Origin of the sequence: Pseudomonas paraversuta (genome assembly GCF_904063065.1) — a bacterium.
In the GTDB taxonomy this organism is placed as follows: domain Bacteria; phylum Pseudomonadota; class Gammaproteobacteria; order Pseudomonadales; family Pseudomonadaceae; genus Aquipseudomonas; species Aquipseudomonas paraversuta.
Map to the genome: position 1 here is coordinate 219,821 of NZ_CAJFCL010000005.1, position 17,594 is coordinate 237,414.

The following is a 17,594-nucleotide window of genomic DNA, read 5'->3' on the forward strand; positions in this document are numbered from 1 at the left end:
ATGACGGCTGAAACCATGTGGAGCGTACTGCGCAGAGGGGGGCATATGGATAGTGATTTTCAGATTTATACAATTCCCGCTGATGTCCTTACTTCTGCGGGCAAAATACGCCTTGCGCTGGGCCCCAATGATGAGCCTCGAGTTCTTCTTCCTCTGGGCGAGCGCGAAACAATTTCGCTCTCAGGCACGGCAGATGCTCTTGCGTTATCAGTATCGTGCTTTACACATGAAGGGCGTTCGTTCAGGTTCATCGACCTGCTTTGTCTCTCAAGGAACCTTGAGGCTGTGTTCGGTGAGGTTGTTGACGAAATACTCGTGAGAGTTTCTGCGGGCACTGATTGCGTTACTGCCGTTGAATCAACTATTGCGGATTTCCGCTCTCTTCTGATGCCATCGAGTGGTAGCGAGGTGGCGCCCACAGTCGTTGTCGGCCTTGTGGGGGAGTTGTTGTTTCTGAACCGTCTTCTGGACATTTCTGCATCAGGGTGGCGTGCCTGGAGCGGCCCATCAGGTGACCGGCACGATTTCCGCAGGGGTGGTACTTCACTTGAAATCAAGTCGACAGTTCGTGCCGGAAACCCGGCTATCGTCATAAACGGTCTTGAGCAATTGGAAATACCGGACCACGGTAGCCTGCATCTTCTGCGTTTAGTTTTGGAGTCTGTGTCTGGTGGAAATCTTAATATATCCAGCTTGGCCAATAGCGCGTTAAGAAAGGCTGACGAGCCGGACCGGCTTCAAAAATTACTCGCTGAAATCGGGTGCGAGGACTTCGACAAGCCACGCTGGAACTGCCAATCCTTCCGCATTCAATCCGAATTCCTTTACGAAGTGAGAGACGGATTTCCCCGACTGACATCATCGATGCTTTTGGCGGGCGCAGTACACTCGGGTCTATCCGCCGTTAACTATTCGATTGATCTTTCATTCGCTTTGCAGTTCCTGGCGCCCGAGAGCTCTAATAAGAAGATTGAGATGGAGCTTGCTGGATGTCTGTAATACCTTTTCAACTTTTCTCCGAGCCTTACGGTTCGACCGGGAATATCGGAGATAATGTTCGCCGGCTCCTTGGAGCACCTACCCTTGACCCACTTCAGACGGTGATCCGCGAATCTCTGCAGAATATCGCTGACGCTGCGAAACTTGGGGTCGGGCCCAGAATCGATATAAAGATTCGAAGGCTCACAGAGGAGCAGAAGTTTGCACTCGATTCAAAAGTGATTACATCGCTTCCGGCTGCCGGGCAATCGCGAACTGTGCTTCGAGAAAGTCTTTCGCAGAAAGAACTTGTTGTCATGGAAATTTGCGACTTTGGCACCATTGGGCTTGGCGGTCCAACGCGATCAGATCGAATCCCTTTGGGAGTAAAAGATACTCAGTTCATCAATTTTTTACGTAATATCGGTGCAGCCAGGAATACCGTGCAAGGTGGCGGTACTTATGGCTTCGGAAAAATAGCGCTTTACCGCGCTAGCCGTTGCAGCACCATCATAGTGGATACACTCCCGTATGGGACTGGACCAGAAGGGCGTCGCATTATTGCTTGCCATGTAGGCCCATCTTTTGACATTCCGGGCAACACCATGTTGCAGAGTTTCACTGGCCGGCATTGGTGGGGCATTCCGGATCCCGATGACGGAATTGTCGATCCATTGACCGGCTTAGATGCCCAAGTTCTAGCCTCCAATTTGGGGTTACCCGACAGAGGAGCTGATCAATCTGGTACATCGATCATGATCCTTGATTTCATGACGGATGGTGAAGATCTTCAGACCTTAGGCAACAAAGTTGTTGAAGCTGTTTTGTGGAACTTCTGGCCCAGGATGATGCGGGATACACCCGCTTCTCATCGATTTAACGTACGCCTAGAGCTGGATGGAGTGCCGGTCACAATTCCAGCGCCTGAAGATTTCCCCCCGCTGGATCTATTTGCGAAAGCAATGCGGGCAGCGCGATCGGGAGAAGGGAACGACATCCGACCGTTATTGGCTACCAAATCTCAAATCAGGGTGGGGACGCTTGCGCTTGAGAAAGGCTTGCGCACTGCTAGACGTTCGCTCGTAGGTGAGGGCACAGTACTTCCGTCAGTATCCCAGCATATTGCACTCATGCGTCCTGTTGGGCTTGTAGTCAAATATCTACCCGGCACCGCTTTGCCTGATGAGCGCCTTGAATGGGCTGGAGTTTTCATCACTAGCGATGATGAGGATGTTGAGTCGGCCTTCGCCGAGTCAGAGCCTCCTGCACATGATGACTGGATCCCCGATAACCTCCCTAAAGGTACCCATAAGACACTTGTAAACGTTGCCCTGCGAGAGCTTCGTTCTTGCGCAGCGGATATGGGGTTGAGCTCGCCGGGAGGAAAGCCAGGCCGTCAATCGGGTCCGCCTCTTGCCAAGCTTGCAGGCCGAATGGGGGCTGTACTGGAAGGAGTCAGTGGTGATGGTGCCGAGAGAAAGCGCGGGAAGGCATCCGGGGGGCGAGCGACTCCTGCTCGTGCACGAGCCAGTGCGCCAAGCTTCCTTCGCCTTGAGTCAACGGAAGCAGGAGCTGTAGCCGTTTTCATCACCGAAGTACGCCAGAATGCCGGTCGCAATGGAAGGAAGCTCTCTACGAGTGCGGCAGTCGCCGTTGATGGAGGCCGGCCGATCGAATCGGATGCCGTATTGCCTGCAGCGACAATTGTGTCGGTGCGGTCCTGGGACGGTAGTCAGTGTGCCGAGGGAGGGGAATTGGCAATTGATGGTGCAGAGGGAATGTACGAGATTCGGGTTCGGATACCGTTCGATTGCGCGGTTATCGCTGATGTAGAAGTCTTGACGGAGAGCCATCAGTGAGTCGTATAGCGTTTCCTTTTTTGACCCTTTCAGAATCCGCAGTGACAGCAACCTCGTGGTCGATTTCTCTCAACGAATCCGAGTGGGCTCCAGCGGGTGACTATTTACAGGATTGGGATCCTGCTTCTTCCATACGCTTGCGGCGTCAGATATTCATAGATCCATCAATCGCTGCCGCGGACCTGCAACTTGATAAAAACGATCTGAAATTTTTTGCTTCGGTCAGATTCGGTACAGGCCAAGGGCGACTGCCACGTCTTGTGTTGGGTCGCGAAAGCCGAGTGTTGGAGGCAGAGTCATGGATGGTCGACTTTGATATTGAGGTTCCAGGCGAAGCACTTTCGACCGTGCTCGACCTGAGCACCCGGATAACTTTAGCAACTTCGATATCTGTCCCTGCGCCTCTTGCTCCTTCGCGGATAGGGGATCAACTCTGGTCTGATCGAGTTCGTGTGAGGCTGGAGGGTGAGGAACCCCGTTTCCCAATAGAGGTTGGAGATATCCAGGCCCTGCTTGGAGACGCCGTTTCTGCGTCCGCACCTTGGTACCTGCATTGGTCTCCTCGTGACTGGTCTCGCGATTTTCATGGTGCCATGCGGCTCTATCTGAATTCGACGCACATTGAATTTATCGAAAGGATTGAGGCGCAGGATCCGATGATGATTCAAATGCTGATGGCAGATGTGATGGGGCAGGTGTGCGAGAGACTGATTACAGACCCGGACGTCAACGATTTATTCTTCTCCGCTGAACCGGGTTCTCTAGCAGCCCAAGCGTCCTCGTGGTTGAGGAAAGCGTGGCCTGGTAAAGACCCAGATTTCATCAGGTCCGTATTTGACAATAGGCCGGGTATATTCCGTGCGTCATTTGTGGCGTTGGCAGATCTTGGAGACTAATGAGTGATGACTTTGTTGCCTAGGCTTCCGCCGCTTGCCGCGGAACGGATACTGGAATCGTATTTAAGTACCGGCCCGGACCAATGGCGGGGTTTTAACGCTAATGAGCTTCCTGAAGCAGTCAGGTTCACGCCAACAGGTGGATCCCCTATCGCCGCTAGAAAGCTTGAAGAGCTCCGTGAGGGTATTTTAGCCATTGCAAAAAATAATGGCTTTGGAGGAAAAGGCACAAGGGCCGAGCTCTCATGCTTTGATGCGCAGGCCGCGGCGTGGTTAGCGGATCAGAGCGTGCTGGCGAGTGGAGAAGCACTTAGAGATGACGTATGGGCGTTTGTAGCAATAGTTATGTTTCCCGATATCGCAAATTGGCGCTTCGGTGACTCGCCTGAAAGATATCTCGGTGGGGTACGCAATACACTTCAAAGACTCTGGATGCGTGGAAAGCTGTTTGATAGAGGTCAGGAAAGCTTAGACCGTTGGGGGTTGCTTGAGAAACTCACCGAGGATGCGTTTGTACAAATAACGGAACGGCCTAGCTTGGGAGGCAATCCTGTATTGGCAATCGCAATTGCCGAGGCGTGGGTCCGGGCATCTTTGCATCATGGTAAAGGGGCGATGGAAAGTTTGACCCGTCGGGCAATGCTTCAGATTCGCGCGAGAAATGAGGTTAGATCCCTGGACGAACTTCCCGCCGAAAGCCTAGTGGCAGTTCTTGATCTGATCTTCGAAACACCAGCGGCTGAACTTCATGGCAGCTCAACCATGGAGGTGAACAGCCGAGAAGCCTCTACCCTCAATGGAGTGGCGAGTCACGCATTGACTACAGCCGCCACAAGATTATTAGACGAAGCAAGACGTTGGAATCTCCTTTCTCCAAAATCCAATGCTGCGTTGCAGTCAATTCTGGCATTAGAATTTCAGCTGACACTCAGTGAGCGAAATGCGCTCAGGTATCTTCTCGAGAGAATGGAGGGAATCGGACTGCTTGAGTCAGAAATACGGGTGCTGGGTACAGCCATCTATTAGGTCCGAGAGCTTGAGAGGCCCTGTCCTTGCCAAGCTCTGTCTGTGCCCCGGCTTTGACCTGGAAGTCTCAAGTCCCGGACACAGTAACGCTACCAGTTCGCAACGAATGTTAATGGTGACTCTCCAGTTTCGAAGCAACAGAAAGCGTAGACGACAGGGCGTCTTATCTTGATAAACACCACATAGATGGGCTTGCAAGTGGTGGGGCGGACTCGATGGAAAACACTGTCGATTTGTTCCTCCAACTGCCGTAGGAAAATGCTTGTAATGAACGATTTTGCAGGTAGAGCACTTTTTATTTCACCTTTTGGTACCCATAGATTTTTGGTACCAGAACCAAAAAATCACCCCGCGCAGGAAGTGGCCTACAGCCAATCGCCACTCTCAAAGTAATGCCACTAAAAAATTCCTACAGACCGCATGCTGTGTATGTATAAATAGAGGTCTTGAAAACCGTCGACTGTAACAGGTCCATGAGTTCGAATCCCATCGCCTCCGCCATATTGCTACACCGCAGAGCCCGCCTTTTGGCGGGCTTTGTCGTTTCTGGGGTTTGGGAAACCTCTGCGCAGACTCTCTTTTTTGCCGCATTTTCTTGCTGCCTGGAAGGACCTTTTCTTTATATGTGTGTAAGCAACCGAGCAGGGCGTTGATGGCCATAAAGGATTTACTGCGGCCAGTGGCTTCGGCGAGATGGGTGAGGGCGTGTGTAATTTGGCCATGCATGCGCGCAGACATAGTAGGCATGGGGTCCCGGTGTAGTGATGTGTAATACAACACACTACACCGGGTGCAGCGGGGTGACTTGCTATCGAGTCGGCTTCGCTTATCGCGGTTTTGTGCAGTTGCCTGCGGGGCTGGCCTCTCTGTGTACCAGGTTAATCCTCGGGTGTTTAGATTGCCGCGTAGGCAAGGGCTGCAAGGTTCTGTGCGCGTGGATCAATCATCATGTGCCCACCTGAAGTCGTTGTCACAAAGCTGAAACTGATCTCGCGATCAGCATCTGCGAAGGCAATTGGACCGCCAAGCCCTATATGGCCAAAGGTGTTGGGCCCCATGCAGTGTGATGCATCCGGATCGGCCGTTTGTTCCATCATGCAACCCAGGCCATAGCGCATTGGCCGCTTCCAGATGCGATCCATGCCGTTGCTTTGCTCTTTGGTGAATTCGTTCAGCATGTCTGTGCCGATGAATTGCCCGGCCAGTAATGCGCTGTAAAAACCGGCCAAACCAGCTGCCGTACTATGTGAGCACGCACCGGGCTGCTTGAAGGCCCACCATTTTGGATCAGATGAACGCTTGGGAGATATTCCCGGATTGGTAAAGGCAAGGGTCGAAATGTCTTCCGAATGAGTGGTAACTACTGTTCGCAAGTTCTTCGAGTAAGGGTCACCTATGCGTCCCTTGGCCGCGTCATAATGGCCAATGCGGTAATAATCTTGTTGCTCCACGCCCAGATGAACCTCCAGGCCATGGGGCTGGGTGATTTCTTCATGGATAAAGGTGCAGGGGTTGCGGCCGTCAGTTCGCCGGATCAGCTCGCCGATGATCCAGCCATAGGTTGTGGTTCCATATCCCAGCTCGGTACCTGGTTGCCACCATATAGGCTCGGCAGCCAGAACATTCACCATATGCTCCCAGTCATACATCGTCGGGTTGCGGTTGGGGAGCCTTAACGCTGGAATCCCGGAGGTATGACTCATCACATGGCGCAAGGTGATTTTATCTTTACCGCCCTGGGCGAATTCAGGCCAGTAATGAGCCACCGGGATATCTAATTCCAGTTTCCCTTTCTCGACCAGCATCAATGCCGCCACTGCAGCGAATGGTTTGACCGTGCAAAATGTATTGATCAACGTATCTTTAAGCCAAGGTTTATTACCTTCACGATCTGATGAGCCTGCCCATAAATCCACGACCGTTTCATTGCCAATTTTTACGCAGAGTCCTCCCCCTCGTTCCTGCGGATCATTAAAGATATTTTCAAAAGCATGCTTGACGCTTTCAAATTGATTCGCACATATCCCTTCAGCTTCCATGCTTAACACTCCATGTGTTTAAAGTTGTGCCATCGTTTAAATCGTAAATACCCTTGTTCTAAAAGGGCCGTGCACAGGTTCAAGCGTCCGGTTGAGTCAGGTTGTAACGGTTTGAGCGTTTGTAAGTGCCGAAGTCATTGAAGCGAACACCGGCTTGCGCTAATACCTTGTGGGCGAAGGGTGCTGTCATTTGACGGATATAGAAGGGGTCTTTAACCACGAAGTGATGAATGCAGTGAGTGCTGCCGAAGTTGAAGCAGAACAACTGGAATGGCCATAGCCACCAATGATTCATGACTTGAGTTTGCTGCAAGGGATTGCGCGGCATCACATCGCCGTAATAATGGATATTTGAACTGACAAAGAATAGACAGAACTGACGTATTATATTTGGCGCGACGATGATAACCACGGCGCTGTTGATCACGCTCATCAGTATCGATGTGGTGGGTGATGGCTGATAGGCAAAACCCATTAATGAGCTTGTCCATGTATAGAAGTGATACCCCAGGAACACATACCAGCAGCCCCAGTACAACAGTCCCATGGGGGCATTCAAGCGCAGCACCTTGACGGTCAATCTGACCTTTTCCCGCCAGGTCGGCGCAAACAGGGCATTTACAATGCCAAAGACAAATCCATCGATGAGTTTCAGGAGCCGCTTGGCGCCCCACTTGCTGCCGCTGGTGGTAATCCATGCTTCAACATCGGTGTCTGTGCCCGACTCTTTATGGTGGTGAAAGTGCAGCTCTCGCCTTAACCAGGGGCTCGGCATTCCCGGGCGGGTTATCCAGCACAGCAACATCATCAAGTTGTGTGCAATGGGCTGCTTTCTGAAATACAAGCGATGAATCAAGTCGTGTTCAAGTTCATGTATGAAGGAGGTTAATAAAGCATTGATCACAATACACAGCCATGCGGGTATTATGCCTTTGATGTACAGCGTGCCAGAGAGGATCATGCCAGCGATAGACAGTGTCATCACGCTAGCGCCTATAACATTTTGATACCCGAGCAGGGGGTATTTTTTACGCAGTTCGTTACTGTGTTGGGTGATTTTCTGAGTGACCTCATTGATTGAATCTTGCTCTGTTTTTGATAACGGACTGGTCGAGGTTTTATATAAGGCATTCATCACTTCATCCTTTGAAGACGATGGGTCGGGTTAGCGTCTCTAGAGAAGCACATATATTTTACAGAGCAAAGTTTTCGGTTTTTTTAAGTGTCTAATCTGACGAGTGGATATATAGAATGTTGTATTGTCCGACAATCAACTTGTCTCTGTGGCTTGGTGAATGATGTGGGTCAAAGCTGGCACTCGTTATTTCCCTGTGGCCGTCTCCTGTTTGGTTAAAAATCGGCGGTACTCAGGTAAATCCGGGAGCCGCTGTGGTGGCGACGGTGAATTTTCCAACCCCCGGCTCCACCTGTTTATCCAGGGTCCAGTGAAAAAGTTATGAGCTTACAACCAGACTTATATAACAATTTATCAAGCTTTATAGCGTCCTGGTTCTAGCGGATGATTCGCATATCTTTATATTAAATTGTGATTAGTCAGTGCTGCTTTTATGCCTTTATGATCTGGCCAACAACGGTTCATAAGGCAGGAGTGGTTTGATGACTATTCAAATAAAACCCGTCGCAGGTCGAATTGGTGCACAACTGGACGGCATAAAACTGGGCGGTGATATCAGTGAACAAGCGTTCGAGTTTATTAATGAAGCACTGTTGAAATACAAAGTGTTGTTCTTTCGCGATCAGCATCTCGATGATGCCGGGCACGAAGCATTTTCCCGACGTTTTGGTAATCAAGTACCGCACCCGACCGTGCGTTCGGCCGAGCAAAGCACTGCCATCCTGCACCTGGATGCCAAGGAAACCCGGGCCAACTCCTGGCACACCGATGTGACGTTCGTGGCCAATTACCCGAAGATTTCCATCCTGCGCGGTGTGGTCATCCCGCCTTATGGCGGCGACACCGTATGGGCCAATACGGCAACGGCCTATGCCGATCTGCCGGAACCTTTAAAACTGCTGGCCGATGGTTTGCGCGCCTTGCACACCAATCTTTATGACTACGCCGCACCGCGTAATACCGATGAGTCGGGGCTCAAGCGTTATCGCGAACAGTTCACCGCCGAAGTTTACGAGACTGAACATCCTCTGGTTCGCGTTCACCCGGAGTCGGGCGAGAGAAGTTTGTTGTTGGGGCACTTCGTCAAGCAGATTCAAGGGGTCAGCAGCAATGATTCAAAACAGCTGATCCGTCTGTTTCACGACCGTATTACCCATGTCGACAACACCGTCCGCTGGCGCTGGCAGGAAGGTGATGTGGTGATCTGGGACAACCGCGCCACCCAGCATATTGCGATCAACGATTACGGCGATGCGCAGCGCATTGTGCGCCGTACCACCATTGACGGTGATGTGCCGTTTGGCGTCGACGGACGCTTGAGCCAGGCACTCAAACCCACCCCCGAAACCCGCTCGCCGCAAACCGAAGCCGACAAAAAACACCTCGCCGCCTGACAGACCAATCCTCATCGATCCAAGGAAGACCTCCACATGGCTACATTTAAAGTGTTTCGCAAAGGGCGTATTGCGGCCGCGCTGGCGGTGCTGCTGGTTGCGCCATTGGCCGAGGCCGATGTGTTGCGCATTGGCGTCGCCGCCGCCGGTGGTGGTGACCCGGTTACGTTCAGTGGTTCGTCCCTGGGCATTGTGCGCAATCAGCAACTTCTGGAAAAAGCCTTCGCCGGCAGCGGCACCGAGGTGCAGTGGTTCTTCTTTAAAGGGGCAGGGCCGGCAGTCAATGAAGCCTTGTCCAACCAGCAGCTGGATTTCGCCTACCAGGGCGACCTGCCTGCAGTCGTAGGCCGCTCCAACGGGCTGGACACCAGATTGCTGGCGGCACTGGGGGTGCGCTCGAACATTTACCTGGCGGTGCCCAAGGGCTCTGACATCAAAAGCATCGATGACCTCAAAGGCAAAAAAGTAGCGGTGTTTCGCGGTACCAACGGGCACCTGGTGTCGATCAACCTGCTGGCCGAGCGTGGCCTGACCGAGCGCGACATCAAGGTGATCAACCTCGACACTGGCAGCACCCAGGCGGCCCTGGTTTCCAATGGCGTGGACGCGGCCTTTGGCGGACGCGAGTTGTTCAAGCTGCGGGATAAAGGTCTGATCGACATCATCTATGACAACCCTTCGCAGGATGTGCGCTACACCCGCCAGACGGCGCTGGTGGTGCGTAGCGATTATGAAAAGGAACACCCGCAGAACGTGCAGAAAGTCGTCGACACCCTGGTGGATGCGGCGAAATGGAGTTCGGACGAGGGGCATGCCGAGCAGGTCTTCGCCGAGTGGGCCAAGAGCAATGACCCGGTGGAGTCATTGCGCGCCGACTTTGCCGGAAGCAGCCTGCGGGACAAAGTCTCGCCTCTGGTGGACAACTTCCTGATAGGCCGCTATCAGGCCGTGGCTGATCAAGCCAAGGCAGAAAAATTGATCCGTCGTCCGGTGACTGTCGAGGGCTGGTTCGCCCCCGGTTATTTGCAGGCGGCTCTCAAAGCAGGGGCCTTGAACACTACTGGACCCCCTACGGCCCGGATGGCAAGCAGCCCGCCGCTGATGCGGTAGCGGTCGCGACCAGCAAGCAAGGGAGCTAGCACATGGCCAGGGCACAGACCGCCAGACCGGAGCCGTACGCGGCTCCGGCGTTACCCAGGGACAACGTCAAGCGCTTGCCGCCGGCGCCGATTCGGCCCGTGCGCAAGGTCGAGATACCGCGTACTTCTCAGGGGTTCGCCAACCTGCGTCGTTACACCGAGCCCTGGCTGTTGCCGCTGGTCTTGCTGGGCCTGTGGTATTTGGGCGTCGAGCGCGGCTGGCTATCGGAGCAGGTGCTGCCGCCCCCGGCCTACGTGTATCAAACCCTGTCGGACCTGATCACTTCCGGTGATCTGTGGATCAATGCCCTGGCCAGCATGCAACGAGTAGTCCTGGGGTTCGCATTGGGCGCCTCGATCGGTGTGGTATTGGGGGCGGCCATGGGTCTCTCGCGCACCGTCGAGGATTACCTGCTGCCTACCTTCAATGCGCTGGTTCAGATCCCGGTGTTGGCCTGGCTGCCGTTTGCCTTGTTGGTGTTCGGTATCGGCGAACCCCTTAAGTACGTGCTGATTGCCAAGGCGGCGACAGTGCCGATCACCCTGTGCACCTTGCAAGCGTTTCATCAGGCGCCCAAGGGGCTGCTGGAAGTTGGCCGGGCCTATGGTTTCAGTCGCTGGCAAAGCGTGGTCGGGATTGTCTTGCCGGCGGCGGTCCCGACGCTGTTCACCGGGTTGCGTCTGGGCTTCACCAAGGCCTGGTTGTCGCTGGTGGTAGTGGAGCTGGTTGCCTCCAGTGAGGGCTTGGGTTACCTGATCGTGTATGGTCGTCAGTTGTTTCAACTGGATCTGGTAATGGCGGCCGTGGTGGTCGTGGGGGCAGTCGGCCTGTTGATCGATCGCGGGTTTGATTATGTGGAGCGCCGCCTCAATCGCGGTCGCCCCGGGACAGCGGGGGCACTGTCATGAGCGCCGTGATTGCAGTGAGTCCGGGCAGTCGTCGCTATCGTGGCTGGGTGTTACCGATTGCCGCCATCGCAATCTGGTGGCTGGCATCCCATCAGGGCTGGAGCCAGTCGGGGCTGTTGGTGTCACCGGAGAAAGTCGCAGTCACGGCCTGGGAGCAAATCACCTCGGACAAATTCTGGCGCGCCATATGCGCCAGCCTGACGCGTAATCTCAGTGGCTTTTTTATCGGCACCAGCCTGGGTCTGGTGCTGGGATGCCTGCTGGGGCTGTCACGGCATTTCGAGCGTTTGGTCGGGCCCAGTTTCAACACCTTCAAACAGATTTCGCTGTTCGCCTGGATCCCGCTGATCTCGGTGTGGTTCGGCCTGGGTGATGTGGCGAAAGTGGCCTTTCTGTCACTGGCAGCGCTGGTGCCGGTGGTGGTCAATACCTGCGATGGCTTGCGCAGCGTGCCGCCTAATTTGCTGGAGGTGGCGCGGGTATACGGCTTTAGCCGCTGGCAAACCATCATCGGGGTCATGTTGCCGGCCGCATTGCCGTCGATCTTTACCGGGCTGTACCTGGCGCTGGTGTACTCCTGGCTGGCCACCATCGGTGCCGAATACCTGCTGGTTTCGGGGGAGGGGATCGGCAATACGCTGATTGATGGCAGCGAGCATTTCATGATGGACCTGGTGTTGTTCGCCATGGTGGTGATTGGCCTGGTGGGCTGGAGCCTCAATGCACTGGCACGGGTATGTGAGCGGCGCATGCAGCGTCTGTATGGCATCGCCCCCCGTTGATTAACACTTTCAGAAGGACTGCAGCATGCTCAACAACGGCCTGACCTTGGAAAACATCAGCAAGCGTTTTGCCTCCCGTCCGGGCAGCACGACCCAGCTGCAAGTGCTGGACAACATTCAGCTCGACATCGCCCCCGGCGAATTCATCAGCATTGTCGGCGCCAGCGGCTGCGGCAAGTCCACGTTGTTGCGCCTGATTCTGGGGCTCGATGAGGAATATGACGGGCGGATCCTGATCAATGGCAAGCCCATTGCCGGCACGGGGCTGGAGCGCGGCATCGTGTTTCAGGATCACCGCCTGTTCCCCTGGCTCAACGTGGAGCAGAACGTCGCGGTAGGTCTGAAGAACTCGGCGCTGAGCAGTGCTGAAAAACGCGACACCGTGCGTGAGCACATCGAACTGGTGGGCCTGCAGGATTTTATCGACGCTTACCCGCATCAGATCTCCGGAGGCATGGCGCAACGGGTGGCGATTGCCCGCGGGCTGGTCAATCGCCCCAGCGTGTTGTTGCTTGATGAACCACTGGGAGCCCTGGATGCCTTGACCCGCGCGCGTCTGCAGGGCGAGCTGCAAAACATTTGGGCCAAGGAAAAAATCACCATGATCCTGGTAACCCACGATGTGGATGAGGCGGTTTTCCTGGGGGATCGGGTTGTGGTGATGCAACCGAACCCGGGCCGCATCCGCCGTATTCTAGACGTCGACCTGCCACGCCCGCGCAACCGCAGCGACAGCCGTTTCATTGCCCTGCGCGACGATGTACTGAGTGATTTCGCTGAACTGCACTGATCTCTTTACTGCGCCGCGGGTTGCTGCCTGACGCCGCGCGCAGGCCCATGTTTGTCAGGTTTATTTTCTTCAGGGAGCGGAAAATGTCCGAACGCCAGCTCAGCCTCAATCTGTTTATCTACCCCAACGGCCATCACGAAGCCGCCTGGCGCCACCCGCAATCGGTGCCGGAACACTCGATGGATATCGGCTATTACCAGCAGCTGGCGTTACGCGCTGAACGGGAAAAGCTCGATGCGATTTTCTTTGCCGATTCACCTTCACTTTCCGAAAGCGGGCGGGAGGGCCTGCGTATCCGGTTCGAGCCCATCACCTGGCTGGCGGCCATTGCCGCAGTTACCCGGCGTATCGGCCTGATTGCCACGGCCAGTACCACCTACAGTGAACCCTACAATCTGGCCCGAGCGTTCAGCGCCCTGGACCACATCAGCAACGGCCGCGCCGGCTGGAACATCGTGACCACTTCCATGGCCGACGCTGCCGCCAATTTCGGTCTTGACCAGCATCCATCGGCCCATGATCGCTACGCCCAGGCCGAAGAGTTCGTGCAGGTGACGGCCGACTTGTGGGACAGCTGGGAAGACGACGCGCTGGTGCTGGACAAGACGGCCGGGGTGTTTGCCGATACCAGCAAGGTGCATGCGATCAACCATGTGGGCGCCCATTACAAGGTCAAGGGTCCCTTCAACTCGCCGCGCTCGCCACAGGGCCGGCCGGTGCAGGTGCAGGCGGGCTCTTCCGAGGACGGCCGCGACTTTGCTTCTCGCCATGCCGAAGCGATTTTCACCGCGCACCAGACGCTGCACAGTGCGACCGAGTTCGCCAACGACATCCGTGCCCGGGCCAGGGCGGTGGGGCGCGACCCGCGGCAGCTGAAAATCCTGCCGGGCATCAGCCCGTACATAGCCAGCAGCGAAGCTGAAGCCCAGCGCAAATTCGATGAGCTCAATGAGCTGGTACTGCCGCATATCTCTCTGGGTCAGTTGCGCCGCATGCTGGGGGTCGACCTGTCCGGGCATGACCTGGACGCGCCGTTTCCGCGGCACCTGATCAACTTCGACAGCCGTGAAAGTCAGTCCAGTCGCTTCAAGCTGATCATCGACATTGTTGATCGCGAGCACCTGACACTGCGCCAGTTGATCAATCGCCTGGCCGGTGCGCGAGGGCACTGGGTCCCGGTAGGCACGCCGGTGCAGATTGCTGACCTGATAGAACAGTGGTTTCGCAGTGGCGCCGCCGACGGTTTCAACGTGATGCCTCCGGCGTTCCCGGACGGGTTTGAGGTGTTCCTTGATGAAGTGCTGCCGATCCTGCGCCAGCGCGGCCTGTTCCGCTCCGAATACGCGGGCAGTACCTTGCGCGATCACTACGGCCTGAACCGCCCGGCTTCGCGCTTTACGCTGAAAACTGCCTGAACAATGGGGCCTTATCTAGCGAATTTTTTCGCCGCAATCACACACAGGATCACCGCGCCGGTCACGGCGAACATGCCGATGCTGACGGTCTCATGCAGTAGGGTAGCGGCCAGGGCCAAGCCAAAAAAAGGCTGCAACAGCTGAAGCTGGCCCACGGCCGCAATGCCTCCCTGGGACAGTCCGCGGTACCAGAATACGAAGCCGATCAGCATGCTGAACAGCGAGACGTAAGCCAGGCCCAGCCAGGCTGGCGGGTTGATGTTGGCGAACGAAGAGGGTGCACAGTAAACCGCCAGGCTTGCCATCACCGGCAGCGACAGCACCAGGGCCCAGCAAATCACCTGCCAGCCGCCCAGGGTTCTGGACAGCTTTGCACCTTCTGCATAGCCCAGGCCGCAAATGATCACGGCCAGGAACATGAGAATGTCGCCTGTGGCAGAGGCGGTCAGACCCTGTGACAGGGCAAACGTCACCACCAGCGCGCTGCCCAGGATTGAAAACAGCCAGAACGCCGGCCGTGGACGTTCGCCGCCGCGCAACACGCCGAAGGCTGCAGTCGCCAGGGGCAACAGGCCGAGAAACACAATCGAGTGAGCAGAAGTGACATGCTGCAGCGCCAGGGCGGTCAGCAGTGGAAAGCCCACCACAACCCCGATGGCCACGATCAGCAAGGACAAAAGCTGGCTTCGCTGAGGGCGCTTTGCCTTCAACAGCAGCAGCATGCACAGGGCAATGACCCCGGCGATGGTGGCGCGGGCCAGGGTCAGAAAAACCGGATCAAATTCCAGCACCGCCACCTTGGTTGCCGGTAACGAGCCGCTGAAAATAACCACGCCGATAAACCCGTTGAGCCAGCCGCTCAGGTTTTGCGAGGTTGCCGGATTTTGCAGGTTGGAGGTTCGTTCCATCGAGTTTCACACTCAAGGCTGATCGCGGGATTGCATAAAGTGCATCCTAGGGTCGAATATTGATGACAATCAAAATATTGTCATGGATACAAGTCCCGATGCCGCGCTCTCGCTACAAGTCGCTGGTCGACGCCTTTGCCGCTGATATCCGCAGTGCACGCTTACCACCCGGTACCCGCTTGCCCACCCACCGGCAATTGGCCGCATCAGAAGGGCTGGCGCTGGTCACGGCCAGTCGGGTTTACGCCGAGCTTGAGGCCATGGGCCTGGTCAGTGGAGAGGCGGGGCGCGGGACTTTCGTCAGAGAGACGTCGTTGCCCCCCGGCCACGGCATCGACCAGCCCGACGTGACAGCGGGGATGCTGGACCTCAATTACAACTACCCCTCTGTGCCCGGCCAGGCCGAACTGTTGCGCAGCGCCTTGCGCCAGCTCGCGTTGTCTGGCGACCTGGAGTCGCTGCTGCGCTATCAGCCCCATGGCGGACGCCTGCACGAGCGGGCTTCGTTTGCCCGGCATTTGCAGACTCGCGGCCTGAACATACCTGCCGAGCAGGTCTTGATCGTCAATGGTGCCCAGCACGGCTTGACTGTGGCCTTGATGTCGCTGCTCCAGCCCGGCGATGTCATTGCGGTCGATGGGTTGACCTATCCGGGCTTCAAGGCTTTGGCCCTGGCGCTGCATCTTGAGGTGTTGCCGATTCCGGTTACAGAAAGTGGCCCGGACCTTGATGCCCTGGAACAGCTCTGTCGCAGTCGCTCGGTGCGAGCGATCTACAGCATGCCGACCCTGCACAATCCGCTGGGTTGGGTGATGAGCCTCGAGCAGCGTCAGCAGCTTGTGGCAATCGCGCGCAAGTATGATCTGCATATCATCGAAGACGCGGCCTACGCTTTTCTTGTGGAAAATCCGCCGCCACCCCTGGCTGAACTGGCACCGGAAAGGACGGTGTATGTATCCGGACTGTCGAAAAATGTTGCTGCGGGTTTACGCGTCGGTTTCGTCGCGGCGCCGCCTCAAACCATTGCCGCACTGGAGCGCATGATCCGGGTCACAGCCTGGAATACCCCGGGGATAATGACCTCGATCGCCAGTGCCTGGCTCGACGACGGCACGGTGAGCCGACTTGAAGTGCAAAAGCGCCAGGACGCACAGGCCCGCCAGATCATTGCTGACGAACAATTGGCCGGGCTGCACCGTGTGCGCCATCCCTTTTCCTACTTTGTATGGCTGCCCCTGGCCGAGGATGCCAGGGCAGAGCAGGTCGTCACGGCATTGCTGCGCGAACAGATATCGGTCTCCACCGCCCAGCCATTTGCTGTTTCGACCCACGTACCCCACGCCATCAGACTGGCCCTGGGATCGGTGGACATGGGGGCATTGCGCGGGGCACTGGCGAAAGTGAAGTGGGTGGTTGAAGCCTGTACTTAGTGGCTGGGGACGGGCTTGCACTTTCTGTATGGCAGGTACAGGCATCAAGAGGGGGTATACCAATGGCTACCTTGCAACCACTACCCAGGCATGCCACTGGCTACGCCAACATCGGCTTCAGCGAAGGCCAGTGTTGAAACGTTGCAGTGGCATGCGGATCAATGCGACTGGCTCAAATCCCCGAGCGCGTCATCGGGCTGATCATCCGGCTTCCCAGGCCCAGTGCTTCTGACACCAGGGCTCGTAGTTCGCCATTATTTTCGTCCCTGGTGCAGTGCGACAACTTCTCGCCAATGGTAGGGGCGTTGTCTTTGCCTTCAGGGAACGCGCGCAAAATCAGCAGTCCGCTATTGGTCAGCACTACTTCGAAAAATGAAACCCCTGACAGTCCGTCAAAGTGGATGTAGCCGACGTCGGCCAGCCATTTGACGGTGGCCAGGAACAGGGCCTCTTCTTTTTCCAGAGTGTCGCGGTTGCTGGCGCCCAGGGTTTTGTAATCGATAAAGCGCTCGGCGGTGAGGGTGAGGGGCAGCGGGAAATTGCGATACAGGTGGCCCAGGATCAGCCCGGTGTAGCAGTCGAACAGTTCGATATTGTTCGATGGCAGGGCGTTGATCGAGTGGATGTTTTTGTCTTTGAGGTGACCGGCTAATCCTTTGAACATGTGAACCTCTGTATGTGGAATCTGCATGCCATGTCTGAACAATCGTACCCATTTGGTATAGCACAGCCGCGTCCTTGAACCTCTCAGAGGTTGCCTGGAAGTTGAGATCCCGGTCGCTGGGGATTCTTATGTTGTTACAAGATAATGCGCCGGTATGAAGATTTCCCTAAAAAATCATATGACTGCTGGATATTTGATACTGGGGTGCTATTACTGTTGGGCGCGAGAAT

15 protein-coding genes are annotated in these 17,594 nt (G+C 55.7%); 11 read left to right on the forward strand and 4 right to left on the reverse strand.

The features are described from left to right. From JQ845_RS12395 to JQ845_RS12410, 4 genes are read left to right on the forward strand one after another with little or no spacing between them, the layout of a single operon-like run. Positions 1 to 999: a PD-(D/E)XK motif protein gene (locus JQ845_RS12395; protein ID WP_203009045.1), complete on the forward strand. Its 999-nt coding sequence runs from the start codon at positions 1 to 3 to the stop codon at positions 997 to 999. After that, on the forward strand, positions 990 to 2,837 hold the full coding sequence (locus tag JQ845_RS12400) for a hypothetical protein (protein ID WP_203009046.1): 1,848 nt from the start codon (positions 990 to 992) through the stop codon (positions 2,835 to 2,837). Before JQ845_RS12395 ends, JQ845_RS12400 begins: the two co-directional genes overlap by 10 nt. Continuing rightward, positions 2,834 to 3,733: a hypothetical protein gene (locus JQ845_RS12405; protein ID WP_203009047.1), complete on the forward strand. Its 900-nt coding sequence runs from the start codon at positions 2,834 to 2,836 to the stop codon at positions 3,731 to 3,733. The genes JQ845_RS12400 and JQ845_RS12405 overlap by 4 nt, the downstream gene beginning before the upstream one ends. 6 nt (positions 3,734 to 3,739) lie before the next feature. After that, positions 3,740 to 4,759 (forward strand): hypothetical protein, encoded by a 1,020-nt coding sequence (locus JQ845_RS12410; RefSeq protein ID WP_203009048.1) that lies wholly within the window; start codon positions 3,740 to 3,742, stop codon positions 4,757 to 4,759. An 893-nt stretch (positions 4,760 to 5,652) separates the two neighbouring features. On the opposite strand, the gene JQ845_RS12415 is transcribed toward JQ845_RS12410, so the two are convergent. Both JQ845_RS12415 and JQ845_RS12420 read right to left on the reverse strand, forming a co-directional pair. Continuing rightward, positions 5,653 to 6,798 (reverse strand): EstA family serine hydrolase, encoded by a 1,146-nt coding sequence (locus JQ845_RS12415; protein WP_003442062.1) that lies wholly within the window; start codon positions 6,796 to 6,798, stop codon positions 5,653 to 5,655. Between the two features lie 79 nt (positions 6,799 to 6,877). Next, positions 6,878 to 7,933, reverse strand: coding sequence for a fatty acid desaturase (locus tag JQ845_RS12420; RefSeq protein WP_003442063.1), 1,056 nt, complete (start codon positions 7,931 to 7,933; stop codon positions 6,878 to 6,880). Between the two features lie 482 nt (positions 7,934 to 8,415). On the opposite strand from JQ845_RS12420, the gene JQ845_RS12425 reads away from it, so the two are divergent. From JQ845_RS12425 to JQ845_RS12450, 6 genes are all read left to right on the forward strand, one after another. Continuing rightward, positions 8,416 to 9,327 (forward strand): TauD/TfdA dioxygenase family protein, encoded by a 912-nt coding sequence (locus tag JQ845_RS12425; protein WP_003442065.1) that lies wholly within the window; start codon positions 8,416 to 8,418, stop codon positions 9,325 to 9,327. A gap of 36 nt (positions 9,328 to 9,363) precedes the next feature. After that, positions 9,364 to 10,437 (forward strand): ABC transporter substrate-binding protein, encoded by a 1,074-nt coding sequence (locus tag JQ845_RS12430; RefSeq protein ID WP_236010206.1) that lies wholly within the window; start codon positions 9,364 to 9,366, stop codon positions 10,435 to 10,437. A 32-nt stretch (positions 10,438 to 10,469) separates the two neighbouring features. Continuing rightward, positions 10,470 to 11,375 (forward strand): ABC transporter permease, encoded by a 906-nt coding sequence (locus JQ845_RS12435; RefSeq protein ID WP_203009049.1) that lies wholly within the window; start codon positions 10,470 to 10,472, stop codon positions 11,373 to 11,375. Then, positions 11,372 to 12,157 (forward strand): ABC transporter permease, encoded by a 786-nt coding sequence (locus JQ845_RS12440; protein WP_003442072.1) that lies wholly within the window; start codon positions 11,372 to 11,374, stop codon positions 12,155 to 12,157. The genes JQ845_RS12435 and JQ845_RS12440 overlap by 4 nt, the downstream gene beginning before the upstream one ends. 25 nt (positions 12,158 to 12,182) lie before the next feature. Continuing rightward, a complete protein-coding gene (locus JQ845_RS12445) occupies positions 12,183 to 12,947 on the forward strand; it encodes an ABC transporter ATP-binding protein (protein ID WP_010656402.1) in 765 nt (254 codons plus the stop codon). 83 nt (positions 12,948 to 13,030) lie between these two features. Beyond that, a complete protein-coding gene (locus JQ845_RS12450; RefSeq protein ID WP_010656401.1) occupies positions 13,031 to 14,362 on the forward strand; it encodes an LLM class flavin-dependent oxidoreductase in 1,332 nt (443 codons plus the stop codon). 11 nt (positions 14,363 to 14,373) lie between these two features. Here JQ845_RS12450 and JQ845_RS12455 read toward each other — a convergent pair whose 3' ends face one another. Continuing rightward, entirely contained in the window at positions 14,374 to 15,270 is an 897-nt protein-coding gene (locus JQ845_RS12455; RefSeq protein WP_203009050.1) for a DMT family transporter, read from the reverse strand. 98 nt (positions 15,271 to 15,368) lie between these two features. Here JQ845_RS12455 and JQ845_RS12460 point away from each other — a divergent pair, with 98 nt between their 5' ends. Then, complete coding sequence (locus tag JQ845_RS12460; protein ID WP_203009051.1) at positions 15,369 to 16,700, forward strand: aminotransferase-like domain-containing protein; 1,332 nt, start codon at positions 15,369 to 15,371, stop codon at positions 16,698 to 16,700. A 172-nt stretch (positions 16,701 to 16,872) separates the two neighbouring features. On the opposite strand, the gene JQ845_RS12465 is transcribed toward JQ845_RS12460, so the two are convergent. Next, the gene (locus JQ845_RS12465) at positions 16,873 to 17,364 is read right to left on the reverse strand and encodes a hypothetical protein (RefSeq protein WP_127196298.1); all 492 of its coding nucleotides are present in this window, start codon (positions 17,362 to 17,364) and stop codon (positions 16,873 to 16,875) included. Between the last annotated feature and the right edge of the window lie 230 nt (positions 17,365 to 17,594).

Excerpts from the sequence above, each read along its gene's own strand:
- JQ845_RS12395 (WP_203009045.1), top strand. The coding sequence starts at position 1 with ATGACGGCTGAAACCATGTGGAGCGTACTGCGCAGAGGGGGGCATATG.
- JQ845_RS12410 (WP_203009048.1), top strand. The coding sequence starts at position 3,740 with ATGACTTTGTTGCCTAGGCTTCCGCCGCTTGCCGCGGAACGGATACTG.
- JQ845_RS12460 (WP_203009051.1), top strand. The coding sequence starts at position 15,369 with ATGCCGCGCTCTCGCTACAAGTCGCTGGTCGACGCCTTTGCCGCTGAT.
- JQ845_RS12430 (WP_236010206.1), top strand. The coding sequence starts at position 9,364 with ATGGCTACATTTAAAGTGTTTCGCAAAGGGCGTATTGCGGCCGCGCTG.
- JQ845_RS12445 (WP_010656402.1), top strand. The coding sequence starts at position 12,183 with ATGCTCAACAACGGCCTGACCTTGGAAAACATCAGCAAGCGTTTTGCC.
- JQ845_RS12450 (WP_010656401.1), top strand. The coding sequence starts at position 13,031 with ATGTCCGAACGCCAGCTCAGCCTCAATCTGTTTATCTACCCCAACGGC.
- JQ845_RS12440 (WP_003442072.1), top strand. The coding sequence starts at position 11,372 with ATGAGCGCCGTGATTGCAGTGAGTCCGGGCAGTCGTCGCTATCGTGGC.
- JQ845_RS12400 (WP_203009046.1), top strand. The coding sequence starts at position 990 with ATGTCTGTAATACCTTTTCAACTTTTCTCCGAGCCTTACGGTTCGACC.
- JQ845_RS12435 (WP_203009049.1), top strand. The coding sequence starts at position 10,470 with ATGGCCAGGGCACAGACCGCCAGACCGGAGCCGTACGCGGCTCCGGCG.
- JQ845_RS12415 (WP_003442062.1), bottom strand. The coding sequence starts at position 6,798 with ATGGAAGCTGAAGGGATATGTGCGAATCAATTTGAAAGCGTCAAGCAT.
- JQ845_RS12455 (WP_203009050.1), bottom strand. The coding sequence starts at position 15,270 with ATGGAACGAACCTCCAACCTGCAAAATCCGGCAACCTCGCAAAACCTG.
- JQ845_RS12465 (WP_127196298.1), bottom strand. The coding sequence starts at position 17,364 with ATGTTCAAAGGATTAGCCGGTCACCTCAAAGACAAAAACATCCACTCG.
- JQ845_RS12425 (WP_003442065.1), top strand. The coding sequence starts at position 8,416 with ATGACTATTCAAATAAAACCCGTCGCAGGTCGAATTGGTGCACAACTG.
- JQ845_RS12420 (WP_003442063.1), bottom strand. The coding sequence starts at position 7,933 with ATGAATGCCTTATATAAAACCTCGACCAGTCCGTTATCAAAAACAGAG.